This window comes from Pseudaeromonas aegiceratis (assembly GCF_046254905.1).
Classification (GTDB): Bacteria; Pseudomonadota; Gammaproteobacteria; order Enterobacterales; family Aeromonadaceae; genus Pseudaeromonas; species Pseudaeromonas aegiceratis.
Genome location: NZ_CP158016.1, coordinates 1,849,969 through 1,866,738 on the forward strand (window position 1 = coordinate 1,849,969; position 16,770 = coordinate 1,866,738).

The 16,770-nt window shown below is 65.2% G+C and carries 15 protein-coding genes and 1 riboswitch; of the genes, 4 read left to right on the forward strand and 11 right to left on the reverse strand.

What is annotated here, in order from left to right; all coding sequences use genetic code 11:
• Position 1: 1 nt before the first annotated feature.
• The 5 genes from thiS to ABHF91_RS08785 form a co-directional block, all read right to left on the reverse strand.
• Positions 2–238 (reverse strand): sulfur carrier protein ThiS, encoded by a 237-nt coding sequence (gene thiS / locus ABHF91_RS08765; protein ID WP_409419928.1) that lies wholly within the window; start codon positions 236–238, stop codon positions 2–4.
• On the reverse strand, positions 239–1,024 hold the full coding sequence (locus tag ABHF91_RS08770) for a HesA/MoeB/ThiF family protein (RefSeq protein WP_409419929.1): 786 nt from the start codon (positions 1,022–1,024) through the stop codon (positions 239–241).
• The gene (gene thiE, locus ABHF91_RS08775; RefSeq protein ID WP_409419930.1) at positions 1,011–2,516 is read right to left on the reverse strand and encodes a thiamine phosphate synthase; all 1,506 of its coding nucleotides are present in this window, start codon (positions 2,514–2,516) and stop codon (positions 1,011–1,013) included. The genes ABHF91_RS08770 and thiE overlap by 14 nt, the downstream gene beginning before the upstream one ends.
• Positions 2,513–4,414 (reverse strand): phosphomethylpyrimidine synthase ThiC, encoded by a 1,902-nt coding sequence (gene thiC / locus ABHF91_RS08780; RefSeq protein ID WP_409419931.1) that lies wholly within the window; start codon positions 4,412–4,414, stop codon positions 2,513–2,515. Before thiC ends, thiE begins: the two co-directional genes overlap by 4 nt.
• A gap of 153 nt (positions 4,415–4,567) precedes the next feature.
• Positions 4,568–4,669: riboswitch (TPP riboswitch) on the reverse strand.
• A gap of 38 nt (positions 4,670–4,707) precedes the next feature.
• Positions 4,708–6,558: an alpha-galactosidase gene (locus ABHF91_RS08785; RefSeq protein WP_409419932.1), complete on the reverse strand. Its 1,851-nt coding sequence runs from the start codon at positions 6,556–6,558 to the stop codon at positions 4,708–4,710.
• 123 nt (positions 6,559–6,681) lie between these two features.
• Between ABHF91_RS08785 and ABHF91_RS08790 the strand changes: the two genes are divergently transcribed.
• From ABHF91_RS08790 to mltB, 4 genes are all read left to right on the forward strand, one after another.
• On the forward strand, positions 6,682–7,053 hold the full coding sequence (locus ABHF91_RS08790) for a CidA/LrgA family protein (RefSeq protein ID WP_409419933.1): 372 nt from the start codon (positions 6,682–6,684) through the stop codon (positions 7,051–7,053).
• Positions 7,050–7,727 (forward strand): LrgB family protein, encoded by a 678-nt coding sequence (locus ABHF91_RS08795; RefSeq protein ID WP_409419934.1) that lies wholly within the window; start codon positions 7,050–7,052, stop codon positions 7,725–7,727. Before ABHF91_RS08790 ends, ABHF91_RS08795 begins: the two co-directional genes overlap by 4 nt.
• Before the next feature lie 50 nt (positions 7,728–7,777).
• The gene (gene cdd / locus ABHF91_RS08800; RefSeq protein WP_409419935.1) at positions 7,778–8,680 is read left to right on the forward strand and encodes a cytidine deaminase; all 903 of its coding nucleotides are present in this window, start codon (positions 7,778–7,780) and stop codon (positions 8,678–8,680) included.
• A gap of 227 nt (positions 8,681–8,907) precedes the next feature.
• Positions 8,908–10,047: a lytic murein transglycosylase B gene (gene mltB, locus ABHF91_RS08805; protein ID WP_409419936.1), complete on the forward strand. Its 1,140-nt coding sequence runs from the start codon at positions 8,908–8,910 to the stop codon at positions 10,045–10,047.
• A gap of 60 nt (positions 10,048–10,107) precedes the next feature.
• Here the strand turns inward: mltB and ABHF91_RS08810 are convergent, their stop codons facing one another.
• The 6 genes from ABHF91_RS08810 to ABHF91_RS08835 all read right to left on the reverse strand — a co-directional run bounded on the left by ABHF91_RS08810 (position 10,108) and on the right by ABHF91_RS08835 (position 16,701).
• Positions 10,108–10,302, reverse strand: coding sequence for a DUF4250 domain-containing protein (locus tag ABHF91_RS08810; RefSeq protein WP_345009092.1), 195 nt, complete (start codon positions 10,300–10,302; stop codon positions 10,108–10,110).
• An 80-nt stretch (positions 10,303–10,382) separates the two neighbouring features.
• The gene (locus ABHF91_RS08815; RefSeq protein WP_409423099.1) at positions 10,383–11,684 is read right to left on the reverse strand and encodes an inosine/guanosine kinase; all 1,302 of its coding nucleotides are present in this window, start codon (positions 11,682–11,684) and stop codon (positions 10,383–10,385) included.
• 69 nt (positions 11,685–11,753) lie between these two features.
• On the reverse strand, positions 11,754–12,749 hold the full coding sequence (hemH, locus tag ABHF91_RS08820; protein WP_409419937.1) for a ferrochelatase: 996 nt from the start codon (positions 12,747–12,749) through the stop codon (positions 11,754–11,756).
• 69 nt (positions 12,750–12,818) lie between these two features.
• Positions 12,819–13,463, reverse strand: a complete 645-nt coding sequence (adk, locus tag ABHF91_RS08825; RefSeq protein ID WP_409419938.1) for an adenylate kinase — start codon at positions 13,461–13,463, stop codon at positions 12,819–12,821.
• Positions 13,464–13,516: 53 nt separating this feature from the next.
• Entirely contained in the window at positions 13,517–15,592 is a 2,076-nt protein-coding gene (locus tag ABHF91_RS08830; RefSeq protein ID WP_409419939.1) for a GGDEF domain-containing protein, read from the reverse strand.
• A complete protein-coding gene (locus tag ABHF91_RS08835) occupies positions 15,589–16,701 on the reverse strand; it encodes an extracellular solute-binding protein (RefSeq protein WP_409419940.1) in 1,113 nt (370 codons plus the stop codon). Before ABHF91_RS08835 ends, ABHF91_RS08830 begins: the two co-directional genes overlap by 4 nt.
• Between the last annotated feature and the right edge of the window lie 69 nt (positions 16,702–16,770).

Below are 16,770 nucleotides of genomic sequence, written 5' to 3' on the forward strand. Positions count from 1 at the left end.
GCTAGCCTCCGGCTATCACGGAAAAAATATCGATACGATCTCCCGACGCCACCGGCGTCAGGGCCCATTGCGGTCGAGGGATCACCACCTGGTTCAGTGCCACCGCCACCCCGGCGGGGATCTGGGGTGGTTCGCCCCGACCCAGCCCCTCGGCCAGCAGCAGGCCCTCCAGGCTCAGCCCGGCGAGCCCCTGGCGGGGGCTGTCATTGACAAAAAAATCCATCGTTTGCTTATCCATTTATTGCTCCTCCAACGACGTGCCGCAGACGGGGCAGCCGGGATCCCGACTCAGGGCAAAGCGCTGCCAACGCCCGCTTAAGGCATCGTGGCGCAACACCTGGCCGGTATTCGGGCTCGGCAGGCCAGCCAGAAAGCGCAAGGCCTCCAGCGCCAGCTGACTGGCGATGAGCCCCGCCATGGGCCCCAGGATGCCGGCATTGGCACAACTGCCGGCTTCATCCTGTCCGGGAAACAGGCAGTGATAGCAGCCCTGGGTGGCACGCCGGCCCGGCTCAAACAGCGCCAGCAGCCCCTGCCAGCCTGCCACGGCCCCGCTTAACAGGGGCACGGCGGCCGCCACACAGGCGGCGTTGACCGCTTGGCGACTGGCCAGGTTGTCGGTGCAGTCGATGACCAGATCCAGCGGCTGGCCCTGGGGGCACAGCAATTCGGGCAGCGAGTCAGGGCTCACCGCCGGCAGCGGAAATACCCGGCAGCCGGGGTTGAGGCGAGCCAGATGGCGCTGGGCAGCCTGGGTCTTGGGCTGGTTGAGATCCGCCTGGGTAAACAGGATCTGCCGGTGCAGGTTGGACAGCCCCACCCGGTCGCCATCGCTGAGATACAGTTGCCCCACCCCGGCTCCTGCCAGATAGAGCGCCACCGGCGAGCCCAGACCGCCGGCCCCCACCAGCAGGACCCGGGCCCGGGTGAGACGCCCCTGGGCCGCCTCGCCCCACTGGGGCAGGCTCAGCTGGCGGGCATAGCGCGCCCAGTTGGCCTCGGAGAACGGCTCAGCAGACGACATTTGTCACCTCCGCCTCGCCACCTGCCCCCACCTGGGCCAGCAGCGCTCGGGTGACGGCCTCCGGATCCGCCGCCTGGGTGATGGCGCTCACCAGGGCCACACTGGCGACGCCGGTGGCCAGCACCCCCGCCACCCGCTCGATGCTGATGCCGCCGATGGCCACCGCCGGGTAGCCCTCTAGCAATCGCACCGCCTCGGCCAGCCGCTTGAGTCCCTGGGGTGAGGACGGCATCTGCTTGGTCTGGGTGGGGAAGATGTGCCCCAAGGCGATGTAGGAGGGCCGCAGCGCCAGGGCCCTGGCCAGCTCGCCGTGGCCGTGGGTGGAGACGCCAAGCCGCAGGCCGGCGCGGCGGATGGCCGCCAGATCCGCAAGCTCCAGATCCTCCTGCCCCAGATGCACGCCGTAGGCGCCATGACGGATGGCCAGTTGCCAGTAGTCGTTGATAAACAGCCGCGCTCCGTATTGCCGCCCCAGGGCGATGGCGCGAATGATCTGCTCTTCAAGGGTCGGATCATGCGGATCCTTGATGCGCAGCTGCAGGGTGCGCACGCCCCACTGCAGCAGCCGCTCGATCCAGGTCAGAGAGTCCACCACCGGATAGAGCCCCAGCCGGGCAGGGCAAGGGGCGAATGGCTCAGATGCAGGCGCCAGAGCCGCTGCGGCGCTGGCAAAGACCAGCGGCAGGTGCTGCCTGCCATGGGGCGTGCTAAGCCGCGCCAAGGGGCCAGGCCCCTGCCCCACGCCCTCGGCCGCCGCGAGCCCCTGTTGCAAATAGGTCCGCGCCAGGGTGACGGCGTCGGCCAGGGCATCCCCCCGGGCCAACAGGGTGGCGATGGCACTGGCGTAGCTGCAGCCGGTGCCGTGACCGTGGCGGGTAGTGAGTCTGGGTGCCGCCAGCCACAGGGATTGATCCACCGTGAGCAGGTAATCGAGACAGATCGGCCCCGCCCCGTGGCCCCCCTTGACCAGCACGGCGGCGGCGCCCCGGGATTGCAGCTCGGCGGCGGCGCGCTCAATCTGCTGCGGCGTGTCCACCGGCAGCCCGGTGAGGGCCGCCAGCTCCGGCAGGTTGGGGGTGATCAGGGTCAGCTGCGGCAGCAGCCGATCCCAACCGTCGGACTGGACCAGCCGGCCCATGGCCTGGCCGGTGCTGGCCACCTGCACCGGATCGCAGATCACAGGAGGGCGCTGATCGGGCGTCAGTTCGGCCAACCAGTCGCTGAGCCAGGCTAGCTGCTCGTCGCCGGCCAGAAGCCCCACCTTGATGGTGGCAGGCCAGAGGTCTTCGGCCAGGGCGGCACGCTGGGCCTCCAGCAGCGCCAGGCTGACGGGCACCACCGCCGTGACCGCCACGGAATTTTGCGCCGTGATGGCGGTGACCAGGGTGCAGCCGTGGCCTCCCAGATCCTGGATGGTCAGCAGATCCGCCTGCAGGCCGGCACCTCCGCCGCAATCCGACCCCGCCAGGCTCCAGACGATGGGACGGCTCATGGTCGAGCCTCAGCGTCCGCCGCCGGCTGGTAGAGTTCGCTGCCTTCGGCCACGAAGCGTTCTGACTGGGCCTGCATGCCCGCCTGCCGTGCGGCCTCCTTCTGCGCCGCCTTGTCGGCCTCGATGGCCCGCACCTCTTGGCTGATCTTCATGGAGCAGAACTTGGGGCCGCACATGGAGCAAAAATGCGCCAGCTTGCCGGAGGCCTGGGGCAGGTCCTCGTCGTGCAGCGCCCGGGCCGTCATGGGATCCAGCGCCAGGTTGAACTGATCCTCCCAGCGGAACTCGAAGCGCGCCTTGGACATGGCATCATCCCGGATGCGGGCGGTGGGATGGCCCTTGGCCAGATCGGCGGCATGGGCGGCAATCTTGTAGGCGATGAGCCCCTGTTTGACGTCCTCCTTGCCGGGCAACCCCAGGTGCTCCTTGGGGGTGACGTAGCAGAGCATGGCGCAGCCAAGCGAGCCAATGAGTGCCGCACCTATGCCGGAGGTGAAGTGATCGTAACCCGGGGCTATGTCGGTGGTCAGCGGACCTAGCGTGTAGAAGGGGGCGCCGTGGCAGTGTTGCAACTGCTCGTCCATGTTGGCCTGGATGAGGTGCAGCGGCACATGGCCCGGCCCCTCGATCATCACCTGCACATCGTATTGCCAGGCGATCTGGGTCAGCTCCCCCAGGGTGCGCAGCTCGGCAAACTGGGCCTCGTCGTTGGCATCGGCGATGGAGCCGGGCCGCAGACCATCCCCCAGGGAGAGGGCCACGTCGTACTGGGCGCAGATCGCGCAGATCTCGCGAAAATGGGTGTAGAGGAAGTTCTCCTCATGGTGGGCCAGGCACCACTTGGCGATGATGGAGCCGCCGCGGGAGACGATGCCGGTGACCCGCTTGGCGGTGAGGGGCACGTAGGCCAGCAGCAGGCCGGCGTGAATGGTGAAGTAGTCCACCCCCTGCTCGGCCTGCTCGATCAGGGTGTCGCGCATCAGTTCCCAGGTCAGATCCTCGGCCTTGCCGTTGACCTTCTCCAGCGCCTGGTACATGGGCACGGTACCGATGGGCACAGGGCTGTTGCGCAAGATCCACTCCCGGGTCTCATGGATGTGCCGGCCGGTGGAGAGATCCATCACGGTATCGGCGCCCCAGCGGGTGGCCCACACCAGCTTCTCCACCTCCTCCTCGATGCTGGAGGTGACCGAGGAATTGCCTATGTTGGCGTTGATCTTCACTAGGAAGTTGCGGCCGATGATCATGGGCTCGGCCTCCGGGTGGTTGACGTTGGCAGGGATGATGGCCCGCCCGGCGGCCACCTCGGCCCGCACAAACTCGGCGCTGATCCCCCCTGCGGCTAGCCCCTGGCTCTCCCGCAAGGCGATGAATTCCATCTCCGGGGTGATGATGCCGGCCCGGGCATAGGCCAGCTGGGTGGGACGTTGACCCGCCACGCCGCAACGGATCGGCGCCGTCTGCGCCATGCGGGGCAGATCCGCCGCCGTGATGGCCTGACGGTGAGCCCGGGTCAGGCTGGCGGTGGCGGCCACGGGCGCACAATCCCCCCGCTCTTCGATCCAGCCATCCCGCAATCGGGGCAGCCCCTGGCTCACATCCAGCTGGGCCGTGGGATCGCCGTAGGCGCCGGCGGTGTCGTACACCAGCACGGGGGCATTGGCCTCCAGCACTGGCGCCTCCGGTGTGCCCCCCACCAGGGTCGGCGAGAGATGGATGCGGCGCATGGGCACCCGGAGATCCGGCCGGCTGCCGGTGACGTACAGGCGATCCGAGTTGGGGAAGCTCTCTCCGGCCAACTGGCCGATGTAGGCCCGGGCCTGGGCACGGCGCTCGCGGCGGGTCGGCGGGGACGCCTCAGTGGTGGAGGCAGTAAGGGTCTGGATTTCGGTCGACATAGCAAAGCTCACCTTGGGTTGTGGGTTTGCTTGTCTGAAGTGTTGAGGGCGGGTCGGCGGACTCCCGGGCTGGGAGCTGGGCGCCGACACGCAGACGCATGGTCTGGGTCGGCGCCCCGGATGTCGTCCTGGCCAGTGATGCGCTGGACGGCGAGCCTGTGGCGCCTTGTATCCCTTCGCAGGTATTAACCTGATCAGGTTCAACGGATCCCGAATAAACGGTCTCAGCCCCGGGGGGCACTCCGACAAGTGGCCAAAAGTATGCCCCGCTGCCGTGCAGGGCACAAGTCCGACTAGCTCAGGGGGGAAGACCCGGCAGACAATTCGCCAGCGCGGTCATCGACTCTGCCACCCTCCGGCAGGCCCAGGGCCCGGTGGGGCGCCACCGGCACCTGGATCACCAGGGCGCCGTAGGGTGCCAGGGTCTGATCCACCGCCAGCGGCCGCTGTTCCCAGAAGTCCTGGCTGCCCAATGGCAGGGTGACGGGCTTGGGCTCGTCCTGCCAGTTGAACAGGCAGCCCAGCCAGTGATCACCAAAGCGCACCCAACCTTGATCAAAACGGGTGTCGGTGAAGCGCAGCGGCGGCAGCTGTGCCGCCACCAGGCTTTGCAGCCGGACTACCTTGGCCTGCCACGCCGCGTCCAGGGCTTGCAGCCGATCCCCCAGCAACAGGCTGCCGCCGGCGGCCACCAGGGTGGCCAGGTGGAAGTCGTATTCGGCAGGGCTGGCCTGCTGAGCCGGAATGTCCAGCAGGCACAGGCAGTCGGGGTCCAGCCGCCACAGGCGGTCCGCCTGCCAGCTGCGGTAGAAGATCTCCCGGGCCAGCTGACGAAAGCGCGGGCCGCTGCGCTCCACGTCATCCGCCACCCGCATGCCGTGCACCAGCCCCAGGCTGGGCCACAGGGGCGCGTTGCAACCCAGCAAGAAGGCGCCCTCCCCGGCCCCCGCCAACATGGCGGCCAGGCCCGCACGATAGGCGGCCACCCGGCTGCCACCATGGTGGCGGACTCCCGCCGGCAGCAGACCCCAGTAGAGGGCATCGAGCTTGAAGTAGCGGATGCCGTAATCGCGCCGCAGGGTGGCAAACAGCGCACGCAGATGGGCCTGTACCTCAGGGTGACTGCCATCCAGGCAGTACCAGGGGGTGCAGCGCCAGCCGCCATAGGTCACCTGCTCTGCGGGAATGGGACGGCCCTGCTCATCATGGATAAACCAGTCCGGATGGGTCTGGAACAGTTCTGAGTCCGGCTCGGCGATAAAGGGCGCCAGCCACAAGGCAGGCTCCGCCCCCTGGGCGTGTATTTGTGCCACCAGGGGCGCCAGGCCGCCGGCAAACTTGGCGCTGGGCCGCAGCCAGTCCCCCATGGCCGCCTGAAAGCCGTCGTCGATCTGCACAAACTCCAAGCCCGGCCAGTTGGCCTGCAGCTGGCTGAGGTTCTCTTCGATGTCGGCACGGCTGACGTCGGCATAGTAGTGATACCAGGAGCACCAGCCGGTGGGGCGGCCGGTCGAAGCCAGGGGTGGATGCTGGGCGCAGATCCGCTGGGCAAACTGCTCCAGCACCGACTCCCGCGTCGCGCCCTGGGTGACAAACAGGGGCTCGCTATGCCAGGTGGCGCCCTTGTCGGGCTGACCACCCTGGGTCTCCATCAGGATCTGCAAGCGGCCCCCCGGGTAGAGGCGGAACACGCCGACAAACTCGCGGCAGGCGGTAAAGCCCAGCAGGGTCCAGCCGTTGGCCTGGCGCACCAGCAGCAGGTTATAGCAGCTGTGATAGCCCGCCTCTTCCCCCAGGCCATAGCTGGCATCCGGGCAACGGCCCACGGCTTCGGGGGCATCCCAGGTGCCGGCGGTCTGGGCCAGCATCTGGTAACCCTCGCCGTAGATCTCGAACACAGGCTCGCTGAAGGGATGGCCGTCGTACAGGATCCACTCGGCGGCCGGCGATGCCTCATGGCGATGCGGCAGCACCTGGCGGCCGGCGGCCTGCTGCAGGGCTGGGCCGTCCCAGCGCACCACCACCTCGTCGGCCTGCCACATGGGCAGGGCCAAGCCCGGCAGTGCCTGGGCCTGTTGCAGCAGGTTCTGCCGCAGGGATTGCAGCAAGGGGGTCGGCCCCTTGGGCATGGGTTGACTACTCATAGCGTATTATCCTGATTTCCTTCGTTTTTATATTATTTGCTTTTAATGGGCAGCCTAAAGCCGACTTTCGTCCTGGGTCAACTCTGCTAAACTGTGACCCCCTCTTCATTTTTCGGAGTCATCATGGCGTGGTTGTTGCCCCGTGTGCGCCTGGCCGGCGTGTTGTTACGGGATGCCCTGGTGCTGTTTGCCTGCCTGTGGGCCGGCAAAGCCATTGCCGCCCTGCTGCCGTTTAGTTTTCCCGGCAGTATTCTGGGCATGTTGTTGCTGTTTGTCCTGCTGAATCTGCAGGTGGTGAAACTGCGTTGGGTGGAGGCCGGCGCCGGCGTGCTGCTGCGCCACATGGCCCTGCTGTTTATCCCGGTGGGGGTGGGTCTGCTGGCCTATCTGGACGCCTTCGCCGACTCCTTGCTGCTCATAGTGCTCAACGTGCTGGCCGGCATCACCCTGATCCTGCTGGTGGTGGGCCGCCTGTATCAGAGGTTGAACCAATGATCTTCTATCTGGCCCTGCCCTTGACCCTGGTGCTCTACCTGTTGACCCGGGCCCTCTATCGCCGCTTTCCCCTGCCCATCATCAACCCAGTGCTGATCCCCATGCTGATCCTCATGGGCATGCTGGCCCTCTGGCAGTTGCCCCTGGAGCAGTACAAGGCCGGCACCCGGCCCATCACCTTCTTCCTGGAGCCGGCGGTGGTGGCCCTGGCCCTGCCCCTGTACAGCCAGATGAAGCATATCCGCGCCAAGCTGGTGCCGATCCTGCTGTGCTGCCTGGTGGCGGTGTTCATCAGCGTGGCCGGCACCCTGCTGGTGGGCCATTACCTGCAGACCCCCCACGACATGCTGAGCTCGGTGGCCACCCGCTCCATCACCACCCCCCTGGCCATGAGCGTCAGTCAGAGCCTGGGCGGCATCCCGGATATCGCCGTGGCCATCGTCATCCTGGTGGGGATACTGGGGGCGCTGATCGGCTTCCCCCTGCTCAAGCTGTTCGGCGTCAAGGATCCCCACGCTCAGGGGCTGGCCATGGGGGCCTGCTCCCATGCGGTGGGCACGGCTGCCGCCGCCGAGCAGGGGGTGGAACAGGGGGCCTTCTCGTCCCTGGCCATGGTGCTGTGCGGCATCCTCACCGCCATAGTCGCGCCCCTGCTGTTCCATCTATTGGGCTAGGCACGTAAACCCTTTGGTTTGCTGCTGGCTGTCAGCCTAAGGAGAGCCCCATGTTTAGCGCCGTCCTCGATGCCATCGCCACCCTGCCTCCGGTATTAGCCAGACTGCTGGCGGCGCAGCTCACCGCCAACCAGGCTCAGGGCGCCGCCGCCCACCTGAGTGCCCCACAGTGGCAGGCCCTGCAGGCGCAAAGCGGCCTGGACGATACGGCCCTGAGTCTGGCCTTGTTGCCGGTGGCGGCAGCCTACGCCCATACCCCCATCAGCCACTTTAATGTGGGCGTCATCGCCCTGGGGGCCAGTGGCACCCGCTATGTGGGCGCCAATTTCGAATTCCCGGATCAGCCCCTGGGGGCCAGCATTCACGCCGAGCAGTCCGCCATCAACCATGCCTGGCTGGCCGGAGAGACCGGGATCCTCAGCCTGACGGTCAATGCCTCCCCCTGCGGCCACTGCCGCCAGTTCATCAACGAGACCCAAGGTGGGCCAGGGGTGCAGATCCAACTGCCCCAGGGCCGCCATAGCCTGGCGCAGCTGCTGCCGTATGCCTTTGGTCCGGCGGATCTGGGCATCCGCCAGGTGCTGATGAGCCCGCAAGGCCAAACCCTGGCGCCCCTGGAGGGGGATCCCCTGTTGCAGCACGCCCGCACCGCCGCCGAGGCCAGCTATGCCCCCTATTCCGGCGCCCTGGCTGGGGTGGCATTGGAAGCGGCAGATGGCCAGATCATCACGGGACGCAGTGCCGAAAACGCCGCCTACAATCCCTCCCTGCCGGCCATGCAGTCGGCCCTGGCTAAGGCGCACCTGCAAGGGTGGGACCTCACCCAGATCCGCCGCGCGGCCCTGGTGGAGAGCCGCGCCGCCACCTCCCAGTTGGCCAGCGCCCGCCTCACTCTGGCCAGCCTCTGTCCGGCCAGCCTCGACTATCGCTTGCTGCCGGCCCCATCGCGGTAAACTGCGGGGTCCCGCGGTCAAGGAACCGGCGCGCTGCGGGCGATACTGCGTTGACGTTCAGCAGACACTGGCTGTGCCAGCCCCCTAGTCTGAATGGCACCTTAGCCAGGGATCACCCCAATGCATTCGGGGTTTTACTGGCGGCCGTGGCTGGGGTAAAGTGCCGATCCCAGCCAGGGCTCTCCCGGCTTGGCGACGTCCAGACTTCATCCCGATAGAGACACCACATGCGCCACCCTATAGCCCCCGTATTATTCGGCCTGCTGCCACTGCTTAGCGCCTGCAGCGCGCCCGATCATGGCACCCAACAGGTCAGTGCCCGCCCCGAAAGCAAGCTGTTACCCTCAGATCCGCCGGCCACCACAGGCTCCTGGCTGCTGGATCAGCGCAAGCTGAAGGCAGGCCAACTGACGGATGACCTACCGCTGGGGGATTATGCCACTCACCCCAAGGCCCAGCAGTTCATCGAGTACATGGTGGCCAAACACCAGTACGACCGGGCCCAGCTCACCTATTGGCTCAACCATGCCCAGCGGCTGGACTCTGTGCTCCGCCTGATGGACCAGCAGGCCCCCTCCAGCGCCAGCAGCCTCCCCTCTGGCCCAAATGGCGCATGGCTGCGTTATCGGCAGAAATTCATCACCCCGGGCAACGTGCAAAACGGGGTGGATTTCTGGCGGGAACACGGTGACGCCCTGCGCCGCGCCCAGCAGCAATACGGCGTCGCGCCGGAGATCATCGTCGGCATCATAGGGGTGGAGACCCGCTGGGGTCGGGTGATGGGCAATACTCGTCTGCTGGACGCCCTGGCGACCCTGGCGTTCGACTATCCGCGCCGCGAGACGTTTTTCACCGGCGAACTGGAGAACTTTCTGCTGATGGCCAGGGAAGATGGCGTCGATGCCCATGAGCTGCGCGGCTCCTTCGCCGGCGCCATGGGTTACTGCCAATTCATGCCCTCCTCCTTCAAGGCCTATGCGGTGGACTTCAACGGCGACGGCAAGACGGATCTGTGGGATCCGGAAGATGCCATCGGCAGCGTAGCCAACTACTTTCAGGCCCATGGCTGGAGCCAGAACGACACCATCGCCGTCAAGGCCCGTGGCCAGGCACGGGATCTGGAGCCAGGCCTCAAGCAGCACTACCCGGTCGCCACCCTGCAGGCCGCCGGTCTACGCCCTATGGCACGGGTTCCCCATTCCGAGGCCTTGCTGCTGCGGCTGGATGTGGGCAAGCAGTACGAGTATTGGTACGGGCTGCCCAACTTCACCACCATCACCCTCTACAACCACAGCGTCTATTACGCCATGGCGGTCTGGCAGCTGGGCGAGGCGGTGAAGCAGCAACTAGGCTATACGGCAGGCTAATCGCTGAAAATACGACCGGGGAGCCTAGGCTCCCCGGTGTTGTTTGTGCGGGATGAAAACTCAGTGGGGCTTGAACTGGTTGGTGACCGGATCGTAGAAGTAACCAATCTCCTCCATCTTCATATCCAGTTGGCCCTTGGTGAAGTTGAAGGTGGCCAGCAGATCCTCCAGATCCGGGCACTCCAGCCGCAATTTTTCGTTCACTATGCCCAGCAAAATATTGGCGTCCATGCGCAAGTAGCCGCTCAAGTCCATAGGATGTCTCCTCTGTTTGCCTGGTCTGCTTAACTATAACGCCAGGCCGGGGCAGCAAGGCAAGCGGTCATCACATTTTATTAACGTTCCCAGTAGGCCTCTTCCAGGCTGTCTTCACGCTCCGGCAGGCCACGGGACAGACGCGGGCTGCTCTGGCACAGCACCTCGTAGCTCACCCGGTTGGCGTACTTGCACAGCTGGGCAAAGGAGGAGTAGGAGAGAAACGGCGCGGCGTGCTTGGCGGAATTGGGCACGGAGGTGCGGTGAAAACAGTTGGCCGCCATGTCGTGCAGCACGGCCGACAGAGCGCCATCCCCGGCCCCGTTGGTGTTCTTGATCTTGTGGGGCCCCCCCATGTAGGGCGAGATGTGAGAAAACACCGCCAGGGGAGTCTGGCAGTCGGCACGGCGCATGGGACGGCTGAACTCGTAGCGGTTGAATTCCGGGATACAGCCGGGCAGCAGGGGATGGCTGGTCTCCCGCTTGTGGGCCTCGTCGGTGTAACCGGCCATGAAGAGCCCCAGGGGGCCGGCGGTGCACAGCACCAGATCCGCCCAGGCCAGTGCCTTGGCGGCTGCGGCTAGCGGATCCTGCTCACCGGTCAGCACGGCGCCTTCCTCTTCGTTCATCGCCAGCAGGGTGACGTACTCCCTGATGAACGCCTGCCACCAGGCCGGATCGGCCTCGATCACGTGGCGGGTCCCCAGGGTCAGCACCACGGGGACCCCGGCGGCCTTGGCCAAGGCCACCGCCTTCATGGCGGAGGCCTTCATGGTGTCCCCCTCCTCCCCCCGCACCAGGTAGGCGCTGATCACCAAGGCCGAAGCCCCGGTGATCACCGACTCGGGGATGTGATCCTGGGTCAGCCGGTTCATGGCCCCCGGACTGATACCGAAGCTGCGATCGCCATCCTGGCTGACGAAGGTGAAGCAGCGGCCAATCGGCCCTTGTACCGGCTGCAGGTGATCCAGATCCACCCGGGAAGAGGTGTTGCACAGGTAGCGGTAGGCGTAGCTGCCGACGCTGATCTGCTCGCTCATCACCCCGAGGAGGATGGAGCGGGAGTCACTCAGCACAGAGTAGTTGTGCAGGGTGTTGGCGACTGTCCCCCCGGCGAACTCGCTCTCCACCAGATCCCCGGCCTTGATGGCCAGGTAGATGGCTTCGGCCGTGGCATCGCTCACCAGCAGGGAGTGGCCCTTGCTGAGGCCATGCTCCGCGAGGAAGGCATCATCCACATGGGCCTCAATATCCACCAGCGTCTGATCGATGCCCACCACGTAGGGGGGGAGCCCCTCGGGACTGGCCAGGGGCTGGATCATGGGATCGCGACGGTCCACCGGGAAGTAATGCTTCGACTTGCGTTGGCCGGGAAATTTCATCTGGGACACCGGGTTCAGGCTGAGGGCGCGCATGGTAACACGCCCCATTTACCCGAAAAAAGAGGGCACTCAAGACGCAAACGGTTTTCCAGATCCCAGGGCCTGAGCGGCCAATGTCACCAACAGATCCAGGTGATCCGGCTGGTCATTCAGTGCCGGAATATAGCGGTAGGACTCACCCCCGGCGGCCAGAAAGGCGGCCTTGCCCTCCTCGGCTATCTCCTCCAGGGTTTCCAGACAATCGGCGGCAAACCCGGGGCAAATCACATCCAGCCGACGCACACCCATGCCAGGTAGCTGCACCAGCGTCTCGTCCGTATAGGGCTCCAACCAAGGCTCCTTGCCAAAACGGGACTGGAAGCTAAGGCGCCATTGGCCCTCCGTAAGGCCCAGCTCCTGAGCCAAGGCATGCGCCGTGGCCTGGCACTGAGCCGGGTAGGGATCGCCTTCGGTGGCATACCGCACCGGAATGCCGTGAAAGGAGATGAGCAGGCAATCCCCCTGCCCCTGCTGATGCCAGTGGTGGCGCACCCGATTGGCCAGGGCGGCGATATAGCCGGGCGCCAGGTGGTAATCTCGCACCAGGTGCAGTGCCGGCACGTTCTTCTCGGCGCCCATCACACGCCCCCAGGCATCCAGCACAGGTGCCATGGTGGTGGACGAGTATTGGGGATAGAGGGGCAGCAGGCAGACCTCCTCCACCCCCTGGGCCTTGAGCTGCTGCCAGGCCGCCGCCAGGGAAGGCTCACCATAGGTCATGGCCAGGCACACAGGCCAGTCGAGATTGGCCTGCAGCAGTCGCGCCTTGACCCCGGCCTGTTGCCGCCGGCCTATGGCCAGCAACGGCGATCCGTCCGGCGTCCAGATGGGAGCATAGTTGCGCGCCACCCGAGGGCTGCGACGGGGCAGGATCAACAGCTCCAGCAGGGGGCGCCACAGCCAGGGCGTCAGATCCACCACCCGGCGATCGCTCAGGAAGGGGCGCAAAAACGCCTTGACCCCAGCGGGGGTGGGACTCTCAGGTGTCCCAAGATTGACCAGGATCAGGCCTTGTTTGTGGCTCATCATGCATCCTCAGGCAAAAAAAACGTCCGTACTAGACGGACGTTAATACAGCGGAAGTCGTTGGGCAAATCAGCCCAGCAGCGCAGCCAGCTGGTTGCTCACGGCGCTGACGGCCTGGGTGCCGTCCAGGCGCTCGTAACGGGTACGCCCGGCAGCGGCTTCGGCCTTATAGTAGCCCACCAGGGGTTCGGTCTGCTGGTGATAGATATCCAGGCGCTTGCGCACCGTGGTCTCTTCGTCATCCGGACGGATCACCAGGGCTTCGCCGGTGACGTCATCCTTGTCGGCCTCTTTGGGCGGATTGAAGACCAGGTGGTAGACGCGGCCAGAACCCGGGTGCACCCGACGACCGGCCATGCGCTTGACGATCTCTTCATCCGGCACGTCGAACTCCAGCACGAAGTCGATGGCGATACCGGCGTCTTTCATGGCGTCGGCCTGGGGAATGGTGCGGGGGAAGCCATCCAGCAGGAAACCCTTGGCACAGTCGGCCTGGGCGATGCGCTCCTTGACCAGACCTATGATGATGTCGTCAGACACCAGCTGGCCCTGATCCATCACTGCCTTGGCCTTGAGGCCCAGGGGGGTACCGGCCTTGATGGCGGCCCGCAGCATGTCCCCGGTGGAGATCTGCGGAATACCGTACTTGTCCATCAGAAACTGAGCCTGGGTGCCCTTTCCTGCGCCCGGGGCGCCGAGCAAAATGATGCGCATAAACTGCTCCCTAAATGTCGGATACGTCTAAATATTCAGTTGCGGCGCAAAAGCTACACGCTTTCCGAGCTTTCCTCAACCTTTTGCGTCTCCCCCAGGTTGGCGTGGCGCTTCAAGTCATAATACTGCTGCTTCTGCTGATACATGGCCTTGTCCGCCATGCGATACAGGGAGGCCAGATGGGTGCCGTGGGTGTCGGCATAACCCACGCTGAAGCTGATGCCCCGCTCGCGCCCGGCCAGGGTGGCGGGTTGGAACTGGACCTCATCCAGCCGCTTCTGCAGCCAGCTGCGCTGGTTAAGCCCTTCCCCCGTCAGCACGATGACGTACTCATCGCCACCGATGCGATACAGGTAGCTGGTCACCCCCTGGACGCAACTGCGCAGTCGCGCCGCCACCGTCTGGAGCAGGGCGTCCCCGGCCTCATGCCCCTGGCTATCGTTCAGCTCCTTGAGGCCGTTGACGTCCACCAGGAACAGGCCCACCTCGGTATCCAGCGCCGTTTCGAGATCCCCCATCAGCTGGTCGAAGGCGATGCGGTTACCCAGACCGGTGAGGCCGTCGGTGCGGGCCCAGAAGGCCAGCTTGTTGTTCAGGGCGCGCTTCTCCAGATAGCCCCCCAGCTCACGGGCAAACAGCAGCAGCCCCTTGAGCTCCTCGTCCCGCAGGCTGCGGGCCGCCACCTGCAGCCAGCCGCTGCCATGGTTGGTGGGCAGGCTGAAACTGTAGACCCCGTCTTCCAGGGTATAGTCCTCGTCGCTGCGGTAACGGGGTGCCGGATTATGCAGCGGGAAATCGTCATCCTTGTGCTGCACCGTCACCATGGGCTCCCCCAGGCTCAGGCTGATGGCAAACGGCAGGCCCAGCTCACAGGCCGTCAGGTGTTTCAGCGCGCTCTTGAGCACCTGCTGGGGGCTGGAGTCATCGGTGAGCTGCTGCCGCAGCAGGATCAGCTGGTTATAGAAGCGGTTGGTGATCTCGATCCGCTGCAGGCTGAGGGCCAGGGTATTGGTGCGCTCCTCCACCTTGGACTCCAGGCTCTGGTTGAGCTGGGTCAGCTCCTTGAGATAGAGATCCTTCTCGTTGGCCAGGCTCTCCAGCTGGTGATTCTGCCGCTCCAGATCCGCCAGCTGCTCATGGATCCGCCCCTGCATCTCCATCAGCAGGCGCTCGGTATGGGCAAACTCCCAGATGCGGGTGTTGGAGTTCTGCACCGGCAGGCCGGCTTCCATGCGCTGTATGATGCCGTTGAGGCCATTGAAGGCCCGCAGCACCGGGGTGGAGGAGAGGCTCAGCAGCACCATCAAAAACAGCATCACCAGCAGCTGCACCACCAGGAAGGGCCGGATAAACTCCTTGGTGGCGCTGTCCATGCTCTCGATGGAGCGGCTGACCCGGATATAGAGGGTCAGGGCATCGGTGAAGTCGCGATCCTGGATATCCAGCGACAGGGTCTGGCTGACGGTGTTGCGGGACAAGGTGGTGAGCTGGGGGGCGATCTCCAGCACGGTGCTGTCTTCCACCTCCTGCTGCTTGTGCAGGCGATTGAACGGCACCAGCGCCAGCAGGAAGCCCTGTACCGCCTCCTGTTGCCGCAGTCCGAAGCTGGTCACCACGGTGGCAAACACCAGGCCTTCATTGTTGCCCTCGGGGAGCAGCAGGGGATCCTTGAGGGACCAGATGGCCCCGCCCTGCAGCCCCTCGTTGGCGGCCTTGCGCAGCTTGGCCAGCCGGGCCTGCAGGGTGGCATCCTGCTCCAGGGGCCGGATCCGGCCGCCGTAGTTCTCCTTGACCTTGCCATCCGGGGTCAGCAGATAGAGGGAGGAGATGGTCCCGTAGCGGTTGGAGAGCGCCTCGAAGCGACTCTGCACCTGAGCGCTATAGATCAGGGTGGAGAGCCCCTTAATGATGCTCTCGTGCCCGGTGAGCAGGCGCAGTCCCTCCTTGAGGCCGATGAGCTGGCGCTCCAGGCCATCGCGGATGCGAAACGCCTCCCCCTTGAGCTCGCTGGTCAGGTTATCCGCCGCATAGGTGCGCAGCGCCTGGTACTGCATCAGGCTCAGGGTGCCCACCGCGATCAGGGTGAACACCAGAACCAACAACAAATAGAGCCGACTCAGCCGGATCATCGCGCAGCCACCTCCTGCTCCGCCTGCTGCTGCATCTTCTGGGCAATCTCCGCCGGCAGATACTCCTCTTCAAACAGCGTCTCCAACCCCTTGCCCAGCACCAACCAGGCGATCAGCATCTGGTAGCTGTTGGGCATGGGGCGGGAGACCAGCAGCTGCTGATAGAGCCCCTGGCGCAGCGCCCCCATCTTGGGCAGCAGGGCATCCCCCACCGACTTGATGCCGGGGAACAGGCCGGAATGCTGGTACAGATCCGCCTGCACTTCGGGCGAGAGCAGGAATTTGGCCAATGCCAGGGCCGCCGCCTGTTTGTCTTTATCCAGCCCCTGGCTCATGGCCAGCACGTAGGAGCTGGACATGGGTTGCATCTGTCCACCACCGAAGGTGGGCAACACCGCCGCCCCCAGCTTGTCGGCCAGGTGCTCGCTGAGGGCCTGGAAGGCCCAGTCACCGTCGATGAGGTAGTCGATCTTGCCCTCATAGAACGCCTGCTCGTTGCAGGTCAGCTCGCAGCGGGTGGAGGGATGACGATCGGACATGGCCTTGTAGCTCGCCAGGGCCTGGATCATCTGGGGCGTGTTGAGGCTAAAGCCGTCACCGGTCAGTGGCCAGCCCCCCTGGGCGGTGAGAAACGGGATAAACCAGTAGGCCTGGGAGCGGGGCCAGCCCAGCCGGCCGGCGGGGATATCCTCCAGGCGCTTGGGCGGGGTCACCTTGTCCTTGCGGTAATAGAGTACCAGCTGGTTGCCCTGGTTGACGGGAATGCCGTACCACTTACCATCGACCTGGCCGTCGGCCCGCAGGGGCTGACCCTGGGTCAGGCTGTCTGGCCAAGGCGCCAGATGATAGATGGCCACGTTGCTCAGCTGATCGCTGGGCATGAAGTAGAGATCCGGCAGCACCACGGAGGACATCACCTTGTCCCGCAGGGCATCGGCGCGAAAATGATGCTGCACGATATGATGACCGGTCTTCTGTTCGAAGCGCTCCAGCACTATGGGGCGCAGGTGCTCCAGGCTGTGGGCGTTCCATAGCAGCAGTTCGGCGGCCGAGCTAGACAGGGGCGACAGGCAGGCGAAGAGCAGGATAAAGAGTTTGCTTTTTAACACTTTGCCTCCAAACGGTCCGGCAACGTAATCACTTGACTACAGTGTGTCACCGGACCGCTATTTGGCAAT